General features: G+C 69.3%; 18 protein-coding genes. 7 read left to right on the top strand and 11 right to left on the bottom strand.

The window, feature by feature from the left end; all coding sequences use genetic code 11:
- Positions 1-71 precede the first annotated feature (71 nt).
- Entirely contained in the window at positions 72-1,673 is a 1,602-nt protein-coding gene (locus tag A5757_RS18395) for a carboxylesterase/lipase family protein (protein ID WP_066836983.1), read from the bottom strand.
- Positions 1,674-1,776: 103 nt separating this feature from the next.
- Here A5757_RS18395 and A5757_RS18390 point away from each other — a divergent pair, with 103 nt between their 5' ends.
- Positions 1,777-3,027: a cytochrome P450 gene (locus A5757_RS18390; protein ID WP_066836699.1), complete on the top strand. Its 1,251-nt coding sequence runs from the start codon at positions 1,777-1,779 to the stop codon at positions 3,025-3,027.
- A gap of 73 nt (positions 3,028-3,100) precedes the next feature.
- The gene (locus tag A5757_RS18385) at positions 3,101-4,363 is read left to right on the top strand and encodes a cytochrome P450 (RefSeq protein ID WP_066836697.1); all 1,263 of its coding nucleotides are present in this window, start codon (positions 3,101-3,103) and stop codon (positions 4,361-4,363) included.
- Here A5757_RS18385 and A5757_RS18380 read toward each other — a convergent pair.
- Positions 4,329-4,997, bottom strand: coding sequence for a TetR/AcrR family transcriptional regulator (locus A5757_RS18380; RefSeq protein WP_066836695.1), 669 nt, complete (start codon positions 4,995-4,997; stop codon positions 4,329-4,331). The genes A5757_RS18385 and A5757_RS18380 overlap by 35 nt on opposite strands.
- Before the next feature lie 89 nt (positions 4,998-5,086).
- On the opposite strand from A5757_RS18380, the gene A5757_RS18375 reads away from it, so the two are divergent.
- Positions 5,087-6,673 carry an MFS transporter gene (locus A5757_RS18375; RefSeq protein ID WP_066836693.1) on the top strand — a complete coding sequence of 529 codons (1,587 nt, stop codon included), beginning with the start codon at positions 5,087-5,089 and terminating at the stop codon, positions 6,671-6,673.
- A gap of 176 nt (positions 6,674-6,849) precedes the next feature.
- Complete coding sequence (locus A5757_RS23810) at positions 6,850-7,086, top strand: aspartate/glutamate racemase family protein (RefSeq protein ID WP_066836691.1); 237 nt, start codon at positions 6,850-6,852, stop codon at positions 7,084-7,086.
- Here A5757_RS23810 and mftG read toward each other — a convergent pair.
- From mftG to mftA, 7 genes are all read right to left on the bottom strand, one after another.
- Complete coding sequence (gene mftG / locus A5757_RS18365) at positions 7,076-8,509, bottom strand: mycofactocin system GMC family oxidoreductase MftG (RefSeq protein ID WP_066836689.1); 1,434 nt, start codon at positions 8,507-8,509, stop codon at positions 7,076-7,078. The genes A5757_RS23810 and mftG overlap by 11 nt on opposite strands.
- A gap of 5 nt (positions 8,510-8,514) precedes the next feature.
- Positions 8,515-9,927 (bottom strand): mycofactocin biosynthesis glycosyltransferase MftF, encoded by a 1,413-nt coding sequence (gene mftF, locus A5757_RS18360; RefSeq protein ID WP_066836686.1) that lies wholly within the window; start codon positions 9,925-9,927, stop codon positions 8,515-8,517.
- Positions 9,924-10,667 carry a mycofactocin biosynthesis peptidyl-dipeptidase MftE gene (gene mftE / locus A5757_RS18355; protein WP_082929552.1) on the bottom strand — a complete coding sequence of 248 codons (744 nt, stop codon included), beginning with the start codon at positions 10,665-10,667 and terminating at the stop codon, positions 9,924-9,926. The genes mftF and mftE overlap by 4 nt, the downstream gene beginning before the upstream one ends.
- Positions 10,668-10,784: 117 nt before the next feature.
- Positions 10,785-11,975, bottom strand: a complete 1,191-nt coding sequence (gene mftD, locus A5757_RS18350) for a pre-mycofactocin synthase MftD (protein ID WP_066836685.1) — start codon at positions 11,973-11,975, stop codon at positions 10,785-10,787.
- A 2-nt stretch (positions 11,976-11,977) separates the two neighbouring features.
- A complete protein-coding gene (mftC, locus tag A5757_RS18345; protein WP_066836683.1) occupies positions 11,978-13,195 on the bottom strand; it encodes a mycofactocin radical SAM maturase in 1,218 nt (405 codons plus the stop codon).
- Positions 13,192-13,521, bottom strand: coding sequence for a mycofactocin biosynthesis chaperone MftB (mftB, locus tag A5757_RS18340; RefSeq protein ID WP_066836680.1), 330 nt, complete (start codon positions 13,519-13,521; stop codon positions 13,192-13,194). Before mftB ends, mftC begins: the two co-directional genes overlap by 4 nt.
- On the bottom strand, positions 13,506-13,598 hold the full coding sequence (gene mftA, locus A5757_RS22955; protein ID WP_082929551.1) for a mycofactocin precursor MftA: 93 nt from the start codon (positions 13,596-13,598) through the stop codon (positions 13,506-13,508). Before mftA ends, mftB begins: the two co-directional genes overlap by 16 nt.
- Positions 13,599-13,689: 91 nt before the next feature.
- On the opposite strand from mftA, the gene mftR reads away from it, so the two are divergent.
- From mftR to A5757_RS18320, 3 genes are read left to right on the top strand one after another with little or no spacing between them, the layout of a single operon-like run.
- Positions 13,690-14,298: a mycofactocin system transcriptional regulator gene (gene mftR, locus A5757_RS18330; RefSeq protein WP_066836676.1), complete on the top strand. Its 609-nt coding sequence runs from the start codon at positions 13,690-13,692 to the stop codon at positions 14,296-14,298.
- Between the two features lie 55 nt (positions 14,299-14,353).
- Positions 14,354-14,872: an RNA polymerase sigma factor gene (locus A5757_RS18325; protein WP_066836674.1), complete on the top strand. Its 519-nt coding sequence runs from the start codon at positions 14,354-14,356 to the stop codon at positions 14,870-14,872.
- Positions 14,869-16,155, top strand: coding sequence for a VOC family protein (locus A5757_RS18320; RefSeq protein ID WP_066836673.1), 1,287 nt, complete (start codon positions 14,869-14,871; stop codon positions 16,153-16,155). Before A5757_RS18325 ends, A5757_RS18320 begins: the two co-directional genes overlap by 4 nt.
- A gap of 81 nt (positions 16,156-16,236) precedes the next feature.
- On the opposite strand, the gene A5757_RS18315 is transcribed toward A5757_RS18320, so the two are convergent.
- A complete protein-coding gene (locus A5757_RS18315; protein WP_066836671.1) occupies positions 16,237-17,412 on the bottom strand; it encodes an NAD(P)/FAD-dependent oxidoreductase in 1,176 nt (391 codons plus the stop codon).
- Positions 17,413-17,454: 42 nt separating this feature from the next.
- The gene (locus tag A5757_RS18310) at positions 17,455-17,928 is read right to left on the bottom strand and encodes an Lrp/AsnC family transcriptional regulator (RefSeq protein ID WP_066836978.1); all 474 of its coding nucleotides are present in this window, start codon (positions 17,926-17,928) and stop codon (positions 17,455-17,457) included.
- Between the last annotated feature and the right edge of the window lie 32 nt (positions 17,929-17,960).

Below are 17,960 nucleotides of genomic sequence, written 5' to 3'. Positions count from 1 at the left end.
GTATGCCCCAGATCGGCGGCTCATCCAAATCCTCCCGGACGGCCTCCCGAGCGGCCCAGCAGCTGCCCGGTTCAGCCCTCCAGAGAGGCCCAGAACCCGCACTGGTGCTCGTCGGCGAAGCCCGTAGTCACCTGATTTCCGTCGGGGCGCAGAGACAGGTACGGGCCGCCGACGGGGTCCGAACCGAACCGCGGCCAGGCGGGTCCGTCGGCCGAAGCGGGGACGCCGTCGGCGACGAAGCTGCTCCAGTAGTCGATCATCTGGTCGGACAGCGTCTGCTGCGCCGGCGACAGCGGCGGTGCGCCGCCGACGTCGAACAGATACCGCAGCTCCAGGGAGTGACTGGCCCCGACCGGGAACGGCAGGGTGCGCAGCGGCTCGGGCGCAGGCGCCTGGCGGTCGTCGAACTCGTAGGCGTAGACGGGCTGGTGCGCGGACAGGTCGCGGGCCATCCGGTCGCTAACACACGCGAATGCGCCGTCGGTCACCGCGGCCGCGTACGCCAGGGCGGGGCTGTCGTACCGCTCGAGCGGGTAGCGGGCCGCCACCGCGCCGGCGTTCGGTCCGAAGGTGTCGGCCAGCAGACCCGGATACTCCTCGGCGGTGTAGCGCTGCCCCTCCTGCAGATACCGCAGGGCGACGAACAGGGTGAATTCGTCGCGGGTGGTCCCGATCAGCACCGGCAACCGGGCCGCCGCCCCTTCGGCGAACGCCACCGGCGGGGCCGTCGGCAGCACCGCCGACCCGGTCACCGGCCCGGCCAGCTCGTCGGCGCCGATCCCGTAGAACCACACCGGCCTGCGAAGTTTGTCGGTGGGCAGGGTGCGCAGGCAGTCCGCCGCCGTGGCGGGGTCGCCGCAGCCGACGCCTGCGGCGTAGTCGAGGCTGCGCTGCTCTCCGGTCGGCAGGTCAGCCTGGGCCTGACAGGGTCCGCTCTGGATGACGGCGGCGCGGAACAGCCCGGATGACGCGGGAGCGACGAGGTGGTCGCACACCGACATCGCGCCCGCGGACTCACCGGCCAGCGTCACCTTCTGCGGGTCGCCGCCGAATGCGGAGATGTTGTCGCGGACCCAGCGCAGCGCCGCCTGCTGATCGGCCAGCCCGTAATTGCCGACGTCGCCGGGGGCGCCGAGCGCCGGGTGCGCGAGGAAGCCCAGGGTGCCGAGCCGGTAGTTGACGGTGACGACCACGATGTCGCCGCGCGCGGCCAGCCACCGGGCGTCGTAGACGTTGCTGCTGCCGTTGACGAAGGCACCGCCGTGGATCCACACCATCACCGGCCGCTTCTGCTCCGACACCGGCGGCGTCCAGACGTTGAGGCTCAGGCAGTCCTCGTCGGTGTTGGTGCCGAATTCCGGATCGGGGCCGGGGTTCTGCACGCAGCGGGGTCCGGCCCGGGTGGCGTCGCGTTCGCCGGCCCAGCCGCGCGAAGGTTCGGGCGGCCGGAAGCGCAGCGGCCCGACGGGCGGCGCGGCATACGGGATCCCCGCGAAAAACCGGTGGTCGTCGGCGACCACTCCGCGCAGGACTCCGGCGGCGGTGTGCACGACGGCCGGGTCCGATTCTGGTTCTGGCGGCTCGGGCGCCGCGCCGGAGGTGCAGCCGACGATCAATACGAACGCGAGGATCAACGCAGGCAGCCAGGGCAGGCGAACCGGTCCGGGCGGCACGTTTCCGACCTTACTGACGACGGCGGGCACCCTGGTTCGCAATCGTGTCGACGATCACATAAGCTCGCTTTTGACACCCGTCAAGTTCACCGAGCGAGGAACTATGAGCAGCCCGACCATCGACGACGCGGCGAGCGTACTGGCCGATCCCAAGGCCTACACCGACGAGGCCCGGCTGTACGCCGCTCTGGCCCATCTGCGGGCCCACGAGCCGGTGGCTTACGTGGACGTCCCGGACTACCGCCCGTTCTGGGCCGTCACCAAGCATGCCGACGTCATGGCGATCGAGCGCGCGAACGATCTGTGGATCAACGCGCCGCGCCCGATGCTGGTCACCGCCGCGACCGACGATCTGTCGCAGGCCAACCTCGCCGCAGGCGGCGGACTGCGCACGCTCATCCACATGGACGATCCGCTGCACCGCGACATCCGCAAGATCGGTGCGGACTGGTTCCGCCCGAAGGCCATGCGCGCGCTGAAGACCCGCGTTGACGAGCTGGCCAAGATCTACGTCGACAAGATGGTGGAGAAGGGCGGCGAATGCGACTTCGTCCAGGAGGTCGCCGTCAACTTCCCGCTGTACGTGATCCTGTCGCTGCTCGGCCTGCCCGAGTCCGACTTCGGCCGCATGCTCAAACTCACCCAGGAGATGTTCGGCGGCGACGACGACGAACTGACCCGCGGTAAGAGCCCGCAGGAGCTGCACGAGGTCATCACCGACTTCTTCCGCTACTTCACCGCGCTGACCGCCGAACGCCGCCAGAACCCCACCGAGGATCTGGCCTCGGCGATCGCCAACGCCAAACTCGACGGCGAGTACCTCAACGACATCGACTGCCTGTCGTACTACGTGATCGTCGCCAGCGCCGGCCACGACACCACCAGCGCCGCCATCTCCGGCGGACTGCTCGCGCTGATCCAGAACCCGGATCAGCTGGCGCGGCTGAAGGCGCACCCGGAACTGATGGGCACCGCGGTCGAGGAGATCATCCGCTGGACCGCCCCGGTCAAGGAGTTCATGCGCACGGCCACCGCCGACACCGAGGTGCGCGGCGTGCCGATCAAACAGGGCGAGTCGGTCCTGCTGTCCTACGTCTCGGCGAACCGGGACGAGGACATCTTCGATCACCCGGAGCGCTTCGACGTCGGCCGCGACCCCAACAAGCACCTGTCGTTCGGCTACGGCGTGCACTTCTGCCTCGGCGCCGCGTTGGCCCGGATGGAGATCAACAGCTTCTTCACCGAACTGCTGCCGCGCCTGGACTCGATCGAGCTGGCCGGCGACCCGGAATTCATCGCGACGATCTTCGTCGGCGGGCTCAAACACCTGCCGATCCGGTACTCACTGCGCTGATTCGCCGGCGCAGTGGCGCCGATCACATAGGCTGTCGTTGACACCCGTCAAGAACAGCTGTGTGAGGAGCGCGATGACCACGTCGACGACGGCCCAGGATGCGCAGGAGGCCGCGAAAGTCCTCGCCGACCCGTCGGCGTACGCCGACGACGACCGCCTGCACACGGCGTTGGCGTACCTGCGCGCCCACGAACCGGTCGCCTACGTCGACCACGGGCCGTACCGCCCGTTCTGGGCGATCACCAAGCACGCCGACATCATGGCCGTCGAGCGGGCCAACGACCTGTTCCTGTCCGAACCGCGGCCGCTGTTGGCCACCGCTGAGGCCGACGATCTGGCCAAGGCGCAGCAGGAGATGGGGCTCGGGCTGCGCACGCTGATCCACATGGACGACCCGCACCACCGCAAGGTGCGGGCCATCGGTGCGGACTGGTTCCGACCGAAAGCCATGCGGGACTTGAAGGTACGCGTCGACGAACTCGCCAAGCGCTACGTCGACACCATGCGCGACATCGGCCCGGAATGCGACTTCGTCACCGAGATCGCTGTGAACTTCCCGCTGTACGTGATCCTGTCGCTGCTCGGCCTGCCCGAAGACGACTTCGGCCGGATGCACATGCTGACCCAGGAGATGTTCGGCGGGGATGACGACGAGTACAAGCGGGGCACCACGCCCGAAGAGCAGATGGCGGTACTGACCGATTTCTTCAACTACTTCTCGGCGCTGACCGCGTCGCGGCGCGAGAACCCGACCGACGACCTGTCCTCGGCGATCGCGAACGGCCTGGTCGACGGCGAACCGATGTCGGACATGGACACGCTCTCGTACTACGTAATCGTCGCCAGCGCCGGCCACGACACCACCAAGGACGCGATTTCGGGCGGCCTGCACGCGCTGATCGAGAACCCGGGTGAGCTGACCCGGCTACAGAACAACCTCGATCTGATGCCCACGGCGGTCGAGGAGATGATCCGCTGGTCCACCCCGGTCAAAGAGTTCATGCGCACCGCCGCCGAGGACACCGAGGTGCGCGGCGTGCCGATCGCCAAGGGCGAAAGTGTTTACCTCGCATACGTTTCCGGCAACCGGGACGAGGAGATCTTCGACGAGCCGTTCCGGTTCGATGTGAGCCGAGATCCGAACAAGCACCTGGCTTTCGGCTACGGCGTGCACTTCTGTCTGGGAGCGGCGCTGGCCCGCATGGAGATCAACAGCCTGTTCACCGAGCTGCTGCCCCGGCTGGAATCGATCGAGCTGGCCGGAACGCCCGAACTGTCGGCGACGACGTTCGTCGGCGGGCTCAAACACCTGCCTGTTCGGTACTCGCTGCGGTGACACCGGACGGCCGGCCGTGGACGGCCAAAAAGCCGTCGACGGCCGCCTCCGCGCACGCCGTGTAGTCGAAGTCGGCCAGCGTACTCATCCGGCCGAGGATCAACGGCCCGATGAGCAGCGCGATGACCTCGATGCGCTGCAGCCGCCCCAGGTCGAGCCGGTCGGCGTTCGGACCGTCGAAGATCGCGTCGAACGGCGCCGAGTACAGCTGCAGGATGCGTTCGCGCAGCGTCCGAACCGCACACCCGGCCTCGCCGTCGCGGCCGGCCTCCCGCGCCTCGGCCCACGGCCCCAGATCCGGCCCGGACGCCAGCCACGTCATCGCGGCCAGTGTGGTCGGCACCTCGGCGATCGCCTCGGCCCAGCCGACGACGACCGCGATCAGCTGATCCCGCAGATCGCCCTCTTCCGGAGGCATGGGCGCCGGCTGCAGCAGGCTCTGGAAGGCGGCCGCCAGCAGGTCGTTGGCGCTGGAGAAATGCCGATAGAGCGTGGCCCTGGCCACGTTCGACGTCCGGGTGACGGCGTCGATGGTGACCGCGCTCGGCCCACCGGCCCGCAGCAGCGTGGTGGCGGCTTCGAGCAACCGGGCCCGCGAGCGTGCCGGTCTGGGGTCACCCGACACGTCCGACATCGTTTGCATCGTCTCCTCGCGGGCTATAAGACTGTTCGTCTCGGTACGAGACCAATAGTCTCGAACCTAACCCGAGCCCCGGAGGGCGCATGGCGAACACCTTGACCCGGCCCGACCAGCCTACCGACCCGAAGATGACCGAACTGTCATCTCGGGCCAGGAACTGGCTGCTCACCGTCGCCTGCCTCGACGTGCTCATGGTGGTGGCCTCGATGGTGGCCCTCAACGCCGCGCTGCCCGATCTGGCGCTGGAGACCTCCGCCACCCAAACCCAACTCACCTGGGTGATCGACGGCTACACCCTGGTACTGGCGTGTCTGCTGCTGCCCGCGGGCGCGATCGGCGACCGCTACGGTCGCCGCGGCGCCCTGCTGGCCGGCCTGGTGATCTTCGCCGTCGCTTCCCTGGCGCCGCTGCACTTCGACAGCCCAATGGAGATCATCCTCAGTCGCTGCCTCGCGGGGGCGGGCGCGGCGCTGATCATGCCCGCCACCCTGTCGTTGCTGACCGCCGCCTGGCCGAAAGCCGAGCGCAACAAGGCCGTCGGCATCTGGTCCGGTGTCGTGGGCGCCGGCGCGGTCGCGGGGTTCCTCGGCACCGGCATCCTGTTGAACTACTTCGAATGGCAGTCGATCTTCTGGGCGTTCGCGATCGCCTCGGCCGTTCTCTTCGCCATCACCTGCACCATCCCGTCTTCCCGCGACGAGACGGGCAAGCCGATCGACTGGCTCGGTGGCGCACTCGTCGCGGCCGCGGTCGCGGTCTTCGTCTTCGGCGTCATCGAGGCGCCGATCCGCGGCTGGGCGCACCCGTCGGTGTGGGGCTGCATAGCGGGCGGGCTCGCGCTGGCCGCCGCGTTCACCGTCGTGCAGGTGCGCCGCCGCCACCCGCTGCTGGACGTGCGGCTGTTCCGCCGCCCGGATTTCGCGACCGGCGCGATCGGCATCGTCTTCCTCTTCGCCGCGAATTTCGGCTTCTTCTTCGTGGTCATGCAGCACATGCAGCTCGTCATGGAGTACAGCGCGCTCAAGACGGCTCTCGCGTTGGCGCCGCTGGTGGTCCCCGTCGTCGCGTTGGGCGGCACCACGCATCTGTGGCTCCCCCGCATCGGTCTGCGTGCCGCGCTCGTCGTCGGATTGACCACGATCGCCGTCGGGCTGGTCTGCATGCGCGTGCTCGACATCGGTTCGCCCTACATCGATCTCGCGTGGCCACTGCTGATCATCAGCACCGGGATCGGCTTCTGTACCGCTCCGACGACGTCGGCGATCATGAACGCCGTCCCCGACGACAAGCAGGGTGTCGCGTCGGCGGTGAACGACACGACCCGTGAGGTCGGTGCCGCGCTGGGCATCGCCGCGGCGGGGTCCGTTCTCGCTGCGCACTACCAGGCGGTCCTGCGGCCGGCCCTCGAGGCGTTCCCGGAAGCTGCGCGCGGGCCCGCAATGGACTCCCTGGCCCAGGCGCTCGGGGTGGCCGAGAAACTCGGCCCCGCGGGTGACTCGCTCGCCCTCGAGGCGCAGCGGGCGTTCCTGTCCGCGATGGACCTGTCCCTGTCGGTGCTGGCGGGCCTGGTTCTCGTCGCGGCGGTCTTCGTCGGGGTGTGGGCGCCGGGCCGCGACGGCAGGCAGCTGCGGATCGTGCGGGAACGCCTGGCCCGCGACACGGACGACTGACGCGGCGGCGCACTATCCTGGCCGGGTGCGGTTGCTCCTGGTGAATCCCAACACCACGGCGTCGATGACCTCGGCGATCGCCGCCGACGAACACCGCTGTGTTCCACATCTTCTGGACGTCATCCGGGAGGCGCAGGCACGGCCGCGCGAGCAGCGCCCCGCACCAGTGTCTGGGCGTGTACGCCTGCGACATCCCGGTGCTGCGTATCGACTCCGATCCCCGCACCATCGACCCGATCGGCGAACTGTGCGAGCGCGCACTGCGTGAGGACGGCAGCCGCTCGATCGTGCTCGGCTGCGCGGCGATGGCGCGCTTCGCCGGACCGCTGCGGGAGCGTCTCGGTGTCCCGGTCTTCGACGGCGTCGCGGCGGCCACCCGGCTCGCGGAGGCCCTCGGTCCTCTCAGCCACTGACGAACTCGGCCGCGCGGTGCCCGATCATCGTGATCGTGGCGTGCGGCCCGCGGCTGGTGATGGCGGGCATGATCGATCCATCGACCACCCAGAGTCCGTCGACTCCCCTTACGCGGCAACGATTGTCGAGGACAGCCCTAGGGTCGCCGTCGTCGCCCATCGGGGCAGTGCCGGCGAGATGCTGTGACGTGGACCAGGAGGGATCACCGAAATCGACCGTGCCGCTGACGATGTCGCGGGCGATGTCGGCGCCGACGGTCAGATCGTCGACGTCGGCAGGTTCGGTGTCGTAGCGGTGTTCGACCAGCGGCGGCGTCAGCGGATCGGCGGACACGAGCATCACCCGGCCACGCGCCCTGGGCCGCATCAGCGCCACACCGATGTGCGGACGATCCAGCGGATCGTCGCGATGGCCGTGCACCATCGCCTCGAAACCCGCTGTGTACGGCCTGATCTCGACGCCGGCGTCGGTCGTCAGCAGCGCCTCCAGGGGTGGCACCCCACGCGTCGGCGTCCAGCCCACCGGGATCACCCACTCTGGATGATCGACCGTTGCAACGCCGACCGGCAGGTCCGCAAGCGCGCGAATACCCAACTGACGCAACATCTCCGTCGGACCTACGCCGGACAGCATCAGCAGTTGCGCGGTGCCGATCGCTCCGGCGGACAGCACGATGCGGTCGGCCGACAGTAACTGCGCGCCGTCCGGACCCACGCACTCCACACCGACCGCGCGGCCGGAATCGAACCGCACCCGCACTGCGCGGGTGTCGGGTAGCAGTGTCAGGTTCGCCCGGTTCAGCGCCGGTTGCAGGAACGCTCCGCCCGGTCCCACCCGGGTGCCGCTGTCGATGTTGAGCGGTACCGCTCCCACGCCGGCGGGCAGCGGCGCGGCGCTGTCGCCACCGGACAGATCGTCGATCCAGGGGTGTCCGGCCGCTTCGGCCGCCGCGACGAACGATGCGGTACAGCCGTCGAACTCGCGGACCCGCCGGACCGTGATCGGTCCGCTGTCACCGTGCAGCGGACCGGCGAAGTCGAGGTCGTTCTCGATGGCGCGGAAGTGCGGCAGCACGTCGGGCCACGTCCACCCGGCCAGTCCCCAGCCGTCGAAGTCGGCGGGCAGCCCGCGGCAGAAGTAGCCGCCGTTGACCGCACCCGATCCGCCGACGACCGCGCCGCGCATGATGTGCGTGTGCCGCGGCGGCGACTCGGTGAGGGTGGTCCGATAATGTCGCACGACCGCGCTGGCGGTACCGATCGGCAGCCTCAGGGCGTCGCTGATGTGCGCGGCGACGCGCGGATCGGTGGGCGCGGGACCTGCGTCGAGGATGGTCACCCGGCACCGGGAATCTGCGGAAAGGCGTTCTGCCAACACTGATCCGGCACTTCCGGCGCCGACTATCAGCACATCACTGTGCACGGCGGCTACGTTCGGATCTGGGGTTTGAGCGCACCGAGATGTCGTTCGCGGACCACACCGGTCCACAACCCGAGACCGTAGGCGATGTCGTCGAGACGCCGCAGCAGCAGATACGCCGGAAGGCTGACCTGTTTGGTGTCGTCGTCTGCGTTGCCGTGCCGGGACGCCCAGTCCACCACCCCGTCGACGACGGCGGCCACCAGCAGGGTCTGCCGGCACCGTCGCGACAGCACCGCCGCCAGCAGCGCGATCGGCCAGTAGTGCCGGCACAGCGCCGAGGCCAGCTGCAGCGCGGCGGACCACAGTCCGCGGGCGGCGACCGCGGCGACCTGTTTGGGTTCGGTCTGCACCGGCCGCAGCGAGGTGGCCACCCGCCGCGCGGTGAACGCGGCGACGAGCACCGAGGCCAGATATCCCAGACAGGAGCCCATCGCCATCAGCACCCAGACCACCAGGGTCCAGCCCGAGATCACCAGCGGCGCGGTCTTGCCGGGATGGCGCACCGACAGGGGTGCGGCCGATTCGCCGTAGAAGGCCTTGCGCACGAACCACTCCCGCAGGCCGGTCCGGTGTTCGTGGGCCACCAGCGCGATCGGCTCGTAGCGCAACCGCTGCCCCGCCTCGACGAACCGCCAGCACAGATCCACGTCCTCACCGGAACGCAGCGACTCGTCGAAGCCGCCCACCTCCTCGAGCACGCGGCGCCTGCAGATGATGGCGGCGCTGGGCACGTAGGACACCGGACCGTACGGCACCACGGGTGCCTCGCGCTGTCCGAGGTCGAGCGAGGAGCGCACCGCCTCGTACCGCGCCACCAGATTGCCTGCGGGCTCGAGTCCGACGATGCGCGGCGCGACCAGCGCGACGGCCGGATCGCAGAAGTGGCCGAGCAGAGCCTCCAGCCAGCCTCGCCGCGGCACCACGTCGGAGTCCAGGAACGCGATGAAGTCGGTGGTGCAGGCTCGGGCGCCGATGTTGCGCGCCGCGGCCGGACCCAAGCTGTCCTCGTGTCTGAGAACCGTGACGTCGCAGTGCAACTCACCGAAGTCGCTCTGCTGGACGGGGATCGCGGAGCCGTCGTCGACGACGATCACGCGCAGCCCGCGCAGCGAGGTCAGCAGCCGGTGCAGACCCGCAGCGTTGTCCCGGACCGGGACGACGACGGTGACATCGCGGTGCGACGGTCCACCGGCGGGGCGTGGATGGGCCACGGTCGCGTCGAGCAGCGTGCGTGCCAACTGGGCGCTCTGCGCGTCGTGCACCTCGAGGCGGCCGCTGGTGAGCATGGTCTGCGCGGCCGGGGCGAGCTTGAGCAGTCGGGTGGGCGACCCGCCGAGCAGGGCCGCGCCCTCCCCCAGCACCTTGACCCGCCGATCCACCTGCACCGCGAACCCGTCCGGTAGTCGCGGCCCGGTCACCTCAGCATCCCGTCGGGACCGGGGTTCCACCGGACGATCCGGTCGGTGCAGCCCTGCACCATCTCGGTGAAGATCCGGGCGCCCTCGGCCGCGGTCGCGGTGGTCGGGTCACCGAGCACCCCGAGTTCGCTCACCGCGGCCACTCCGCCGCGGCGCATCGCCGGCATGAGCTCGCTCAGCGGTGCGGTGTTCCCGCGCCGCCGTTCGGTCAGGTTGACGTCCGACGGCGAGATGTACAGCAGAACAGACGTTTCGGTGTGGCCGGCGTGGGGGTCGGAGTCCGCGGCGATGCACGGGCACCAGGTGGCGTCGCGGCCTTCCTCGCACAGCAGGGCGGTGGCCGCACGCAGTGCCTCGGTGTTCCCGCCGTGACCGTTGACGAACACCAGGCGCGACGCCCAGTTCATCGCCGAGCGGCCGTACTCGACGAGGACGGCCTGCAGGGCCGAGGTACCGATCGAGATGGTGCCCGGAAAGCCCTCGTGTTCGCCGCTGGCGCCGTATCCGATCGCGGGCGCGACCATCCAGTCCGTCTGCCCGGTATCGGTGAGCAGACCCGCGGTCGCGCCGGCCACTGCCGTCGCGATGCGGGTGTCGGTGTCCAACGGCAGGTGGGGACCGTGTTGTTCGGTCGAACCCACTGGAACGATCAACGCAGGCGACGTGCTGTGCAGCTGCCTCGACGTCGAGTTCCCAAGCTCGTTGGGGAGAACCACCCGCCGATGGTAAGCCGAATTCACCAGGCGTGCGCCGATTGTTGGCGCAACCGCAGGGATTGATTTCGGACCCGGCTGCTCAGAAGCGCCGTTCGCGGTCACGTCCGCCCCGCCAGCCACCTCCGTCACAGCGCCGACGGATTACGCCCCGTCGGCCGGGACGCCCAGCGCGCGGGTGAAGCCGTCGGGCACCAGGACGTCGCCGGGTCCCAGATCGTGCACCGACGCGCGGCCGAGCCCCATCAGCGCCGAGTCGATGCCCCCGCGCAGGATGTCGAGAACGTTCTCGACACCCGTCTGTCCCTCGGCGGCCAGACCCCACAGGTAGGCCCGCCCGATCATCACCGCACGGGCGCCCAGCGCCAGAGCCTTGACCACGTCGCTGCCCCGGCGGATACCGCCGTCGAGCAGAACCTCGACCTGATCGCCGACGGCGTCGGCGATCACGGGGAGCGCCCGGATCGACGCCGGGGTTCCGTCGAGGTTGTTCCCGCCGTGGTTCGACACCGAGATGGCCGAAACACCAGCATCGACAGCACGTTTGGCGTCGTCGACGCGCATGACACCCTTGAGCATGAACGGCCCGCCCCAGAGTTCGCGCAGCCAGGCGACGTCCTCCCAGGTCGGCGGGGGCGTACCCATCCACTCGCCGTAGGCCTGGAAGAACGGCGGACCCGCCTCCCCCTTCGCGGACTGGTTCGGCACCGACAGGGCGGGCGGCCCCATGGTCTTGGCCCACTGCAACAGCCAACGGGGCTTGGTCAGGACCTCCGGGCTCATCTTGACCATGGTCTTGATGTCCATCTGCTCGGGGATCTTCGGGCTGCCCCAGTCCCGCCCGTGCGAGAAGCTCCAGTCGGTGGTCAGGATAAGTCCGGCGGCCCCGGCGGCGCGGGCCCGCTCGACGCGGGCGGCAATGGCGTCGCGGTCGCCCAGCCAGTAGATCTGGAAGAACAGCTTCGGATTGGCCGCGACGACCTCTTCGATGGGCTTGCTGGCGAACGACGACAGACCCATCGCGGTGCCGCGTGCTGCGGCCGCACGGGCGACCGCGACCTCACCGTCAGGGTGCACGGCCTGCACGCCGGTCGGCGAGATCAGCACGGGCAGCGAGATCTCCTGGCCCATAACGGTTGTCGCCAGATCGCGTTTGGCGACCGCACCGATGACATGGGGTGCGAAGCCGATCTCGTTGAACGCCTCGTTGTTCCCGTTGACCGTCAGCCCCTTCTCACTGCCGCCGATCAACGCGCCGTAGGCGGATTTGGGGAGTCGCTTGCGCGCACGTTCCTGCGCGATCGCGACGGTCTCGAACCATTTGTCGCGGGCCATGGTCACACCGGACTTTCGTTGCACAGCCGCGCGGGCGGCTTGGAGGGCGGCGCCAGGAGCGTGAGCGGGACCGGCCCGCGCCCCGGCGATTGTTTGGTGCCGCGGGAATGGTCACCACTGGGCTTGGGTTTGACGCGTTCGGCGGCCAGCGCCGGAGCGCCGTAGCCTTCGACGCATTCAGGGTCAGGTCCGTCCAGCGGCAGACCGGTGAAGAACTTCGCGGCCATGCATCCGCCGCGGCATGCGTCGTAGTGCGCACAGCCGCCGCAGGCGCCGGCCGACTGCGGCTCGCGCAGCTCACGGAACAGCGGCGCGTTCTGCCAGACGCTCTGAAAACCGCCGTCGGACAGGATGTTTCCGGCCAGGAACTTGTCGTGGATGGCGAACGGGCAGGCGTACACGTCGCCGATCGGATCGATCAGGCAGACCACCCGGCCCGCACCGCACAGGTTCAGCCCCGCCAGTGCGCCGGGCGCCCCCAGGCCGGACAGGTGGAAGAACGAGTCTCCGGTGAGCACCCGCTCACCCTTGGCCACCAGCCAGTTGTAGAGCTGCACCTGCTGCTCGGCGGTGGGGTGCAGTTCGTCCCACACGTCGGCGCCCCGACCGGAGGGACGCAGCCGCGTGATCCGCAGCGTGGCGCCGTAGCGGTCGGCCAGCGCCTTGAAGTCGTCGAGCTGATCGACGTTGTGGCGGGTGACCACCACCGAGATCTTGGCGTCGGAGAATCCGGCGGCGGCAAGGTTCTCCAGGGCGCGCACCGCCATCGCGAAGGAGCCCGTGCCCCGCACGGCGTCGTTGACCTCGGCGGTCGCGCCGTCGAGCGAGATCTGCACGTCGACGTAGTCGCTGGCGGCCAGCTTCGCGGCCACCTCGGGGGTGATGCGGACGCCGTTGGTGGAGAACTTCACGCCGACGTGGTGCTCGGTGGCGTAATCCACCAGCTCCCAGAAGTCCGGGCGCACAGTCGGTTCCCCGCCACCGATGTTGACGTAGAACACCTGCATACGCTCGAGCTCGTCGATGATGTCCTTGCACTGCTGGGTCGACAGCTCGCGCGGATCGCGTTTGCCCGACGCCGAGAGGCAGTGCACGCACGCCAGGTTGCAGGCGTAGGTCAGCTCCCACGTCAGGCAGATCGGCGCATCGAGACCGCGCTCGAACTGGTCGATGAGGCGGGGCACGGGCGCGCCGCTCGGGGCAGGAAGAACGGATGTCATGACTTCTCCTCGCGGACGAGCATCTGGGACGTCACCAGCACGCCGAGTGCGTGCAGATAGGGCGCCAGCGCTGCATCGTCGATTCCGGCTGCGCGGCAGGCGGATCGAGCGTCGGGGTGGTCGGCCAGCGAGCTGACCACCTCGACGATCGTCCGGTTCTTCAGGAACGACAGCTTGCGCGTCCCGAAGTGGTAGAGCAGTGCCCCGAACGGCTCCGGGCGCACTGCCACCTGAGGATGCAGCCGCCAGGGCAGATCGGGGTCGAAGGTGACCCCGCGGACGGTCGAGTCCGAATCGGGGACTGTCACGGTCAGTAGACCCCGCACATCCCGTCGATCGACACCTCTTCGACGAGGGTCTCGGTGACGAGCTCGGTGTCCTCGACGTGCTGATTCGGCTCCATGTTCGCTGCCTTTCGTCGCGTAGGGTCCACGGAAGTGTGACCTAGGTCGCCTACAATATGGCATCGAGTGCACAAACGGAAGGGCGGGCCCATGGAACACCAGTCCGCGCCCCGACTGGGCCGTCGCCCGTCCACCACCCAGGACCACATCGCCGATGCCGCCCTCGACCTGTTCGCCGCCCGCGGCTTCGACGAGGTGAGCGTGGACGATGTCGCCGCGGCCGCAGGCATCGCCCGGCGCACGCTGTTCCGCTACTACCCGTCGAAGAACGCGATCCCGTGGGGCGACTTCGACTCGCACCTCGACCACATGCGCCGCCTGCTCGACGGGGTCGATCCGGAGGTCCCGATCGGCGCCGCGCTGCGCGCTGCGTTGTTGGCGTTCAATGACTTCGACGAAGCAGAGACTGCCAGGCACCGCCAGCGGATGCGGGTGATCCTGCAGACCGATGCGCTGCAGGCGCATTCAATGACGATGTACGCGGGCTGGCGCGGGGTGATCGCCGCATTCGTCGCCCGCCGGTTGGGGGCCAAGGACTCCGACCTGGTTCCGCAGACCGTCGCGTGGACGATGCTCGGCGTCGCGCTGTCGGCCTACGAGCAGTGGCTCGCCGACGAATCGGTGTCGCTGGCCCAGTCGCTGGCCGGCGCGTTCGACACCGTCAGCCACGGCCTGCGCGCCCTCGACGACGCGCCCTGAAAAAAACTTCGCTCATCGGCGTCGGAGTTTCGTCCGGGACGGCGACGATGAGGGTGTGAGCGCCGAACCTGACGGCACCGACGCTCCGCGGGCCCTGCTGGCGCTCTACGACGAAGCCCTGCCGATCGTGTACGGGTACTTCGTCAGACGGTGCCCCGACCGCGGAACGGCCGAAGACCTGACGTCGGAGACCTTCCTGGCGGCGATGGACGCCGCCAGGCGCGACGCCGCGCCGCCGCTGAGCGTGCCGTGGCTGATCGGGGTGGCGCGACACAAACTGGCGGACCACTACCGCCGCAGGCACGACCGGTTCAGCGTGCCGGTTCCGGAGGTGCCCGAACCCGGCCCGCCGGAGGACGATTGGGACGCCGAACTGGACCGGATCGTCGCTGAGAGCGTGCTGGCGCGACTGCCCGAGCAGCACCGCACCGTGCTGGCACTGCGTTATCTCGACGACTGTTCGGTCCCCGAATGCGCCGAACTGATCGGCCGCACCGTGCACGCCACCGAGGCGTTGCTGGTCCGCGCCCGCCGCGCGTTCCGTGCGCACTATCCGGAGGGAGGGCTCCCATGACCGACCAGCGAGATCCGCTGACGGCGCTGCGCGGCGGGGACCTCCCGGTGGCGCCCGACCCGGCGTTCGCGGCCGCATTGCGGGCGCGACTGGAGGCGGCGCTGCGCATCCCCGACAGAACAGGAGAAATCGAGATGAGTGGAACCGATACCGCGATCGCCGAGATGCGGTCGACCACTGCAGCTGACGAGTCCGCACTCCCACGACCGGCCGCACTGCCCTACCTCACCGTCGCCGACGCCCGCGCCGCGATCGACTGGTACGTCGACGTGTTCGGCGCGACGCTGGTCGGCGCACCGATCGTGATGGACGACGGCCGTATCGGCCACGCCGAGCTGGCCCTGGCGGGCGGAGTGCTCTACCTCGCCGACGAATATCCGGAGATCGGGCTGGCTGCGCCTGCGCCCCAACATGTCTCGGTCAGCCTGATGGTGCAGGTCCCCGACACCGACGCCGCACTGCGACGGGCCCGCGAGCGGGACGCGCACGTACAGCGCGAACCGTACGAGGACCACGGCGCCCGGTCGGCGGCCGTCATCGACCCCTTCGGGCACCGCTGGATGCTGTCCGGTCCGGTGACGGGCGCGGCGACGCCGATCCAGCACGGCGACGTCGGATACGTCGCACTGTGGACACCCGACGCCGACCGGGCGGCGGCCTTCTACGGCCACGTGCTGGGCTGGGTGTACGACAGCCAGACCGGTCGCGTCACCAACGTCGGGCAGCGCATCGGTATCCACCCCACGACCGAGCGCAGCACGCTGTTGTGCTGCTACGCCGTCACCGACCTGACCGGCGCGCGGCAATCCATCATGGATGCCGGCGGCGAGGTCGGCGCCGTCACCGATTCCGACATCGGCACCGTGCTCGAGGCCGTCGACTCCCAGGGCAATCCGTTTGCGGTGTTCGAACCGGCCTCGGGCACACCGCGTCCGGATCTCAACGGCGGTGCACCGGGCCAACTCTCGTACATCACCCACGAGGTCGCCGATTCCGGGCGGTTCCGGGAGTTCTACAGCGGACTGCTGTTCTGGACCTTCGAGCCCGGCCGCGTCGAAGACGGCTGGCAGGTCGACGGCCCGCACCCGATGACCGGTGTCGCCGGCGGATCCAGCGCCCCGGCCACGGTGCCGATGTGGACGGTCGCCGATATCGACGACGCGGTGCGACGGGTCACCGCCGCGGGCGGAACCGTGCTGCAGCGGCCCGCGCGTCAGCCCTACGGTCTGATGGCCGAATGCGTCGACGACCAGGGCAGTCGGTTCTACCTCGGCGAATTCTGAGTGATTTGGCCGCGAAACAGCATTCCGGATGGCGAGGCGACCGGCTTCGCAACCCGGAATGCTGTTTCGCGTAGATCGCCACTATCCCAGGACGTCGGCGATCGGGGCGCCGTTGGCGATCTTCACCCGCGCCTTCATCACCTTGCCCGGCAGGCCGCCGCCGACCACACCCGCCACGATCCCGTCGCGCTCGTAGTAGGCGAGGAACTTACGGCCGTCGTCCTGGACGATGTGCACGACGTCGTCGGCCTCGGGCTCCCCGAGGCACTGGATCTTGACGTCGTACTGGTCGCTCCAGAAGTACGGCACGGAGACCGTCGGTGCGATGTCCTTGCCGAGCAGCGCGGGCACCAGCACCCGGGCCTGATCGGCCACGTTGCTCCAATGTTCCACGCGCACCTGGTTTCCGACCGTGTCGCGCCACGACGCGACGTCGCCGATGGCCCAGACGTTCGGCGCGCTGGACCGCCCCTCCGCGTCACACACCACACCGTTGTCGAGAGCGATGCCGCTGCCGTCCAACCAGTCGGTGGCCGGACGCGACCCGATGCCGACGATGACGAGATCGGCCTCGACCTCGGAGCCGTCGGAGAGCACGACCGAGGCGACCTTGTCCTCGCCTCTGACCTCGCTGACCCCGACCCCGCAGCGCACGTCGACACCTTCAGCTCGGTGCAGACGGGCGACCAACTCGCCGATCTGAGTCCCGAGCACCGAGGCCAGCGGCGCGGGCTGGGGCTCGACGAGGACCACGTCGACGCCGAGTTTGCGCAGGCTCGCCGCCACCTCGCAGCCGATGAAGCCGGCGCCGATGACGACCGCGCGGCGCGCCGATCCGGCCTCCTCGCGCAGTTTGATGCTCTCGTCGAGCGACCGCAGGACGTGGATACCGGTCAGGTCCGGGAACGACGGGATGCGCTTGGGCACCAGGCCCGTCGCAATCACCAACTCGTCGTAGGGGACGTCGCTTCCGTCGGTGAGCCGCACCGTCTTCGCGGCGGTGTCCACTGCGGTCGCACCCGCGCCCAGACGCATGGTGATGTCGTTCTCGGCGTAGAACTCCGCGGGCTTGAGCGTGACGTCGTCGACCTCGCTTCGCAGTACCTCTTTGGACAGCGGCGGCCGGTCGTACGGGAGATGGTCCTCGTCACTGACGATCGTGACCGGTCCGGCGTACTCCGAACGTCGAAGCTGTTCAGCCGTACGCGCCGCGGCCAGCCCGCCGCCCACGATGACGACACCTGCAGATGTGCTCACGTGCTGGTTCTACACGATGGGGCGCGCGATCGGTACGCCCCCCTACTGTTCGGAGGCCTGATCGGCGACCTCGGGCAGGGCGCGTTCGATCAGGTTCGACAGCACCACGATGCTCTCGCTGCGCTCGATGTCCGCGGCGGCCCGGATACGTTCCAGTGCGTCTTCGAGGTGGCCCATATCGCGGGCGAGCACGTGCAAAATCGCGTCGGCGGTACCGGTCACGGTCGCCGCGCTGACGACCTCCGGGATGGCGATCCACGCCGCCCTCAGTTCGGCCGGCGCGATCGCGCCGTGGCAGAAGACCTGCACGAACGCTTCGGTCCGCCAGCCGAGCGCGTTGCGGTCGACCACCGTGGTGAAACCCCGGATGACGCCGTCGTCGAGCATGCGGTCCACGCGCCGCTTCACCGCGGGCGCGGACAGATTCACCTGCTGGCCGATCTCCGCGTACGTCGCGCGGGCGTGTTCGGCGAGCACCGCGAGAATGCGTTCATCGGTGTCGTCCAACCGGTCCATGATCACCTCGTGCAATAAAGCGCTGAAACGGG

Source organism: Mycobacterium sp. 852013-51886_SCH5428379 (assembly GCF_001665575.1).
GTDB lineage: Bacteria > Actinomycetota > Actinomycetes > Mycobacteriales > Mycobacteriaceae > Mycobacterium.
This window is presented reverse-complemented; position numbering and strand designations above follow the sequence as displayed.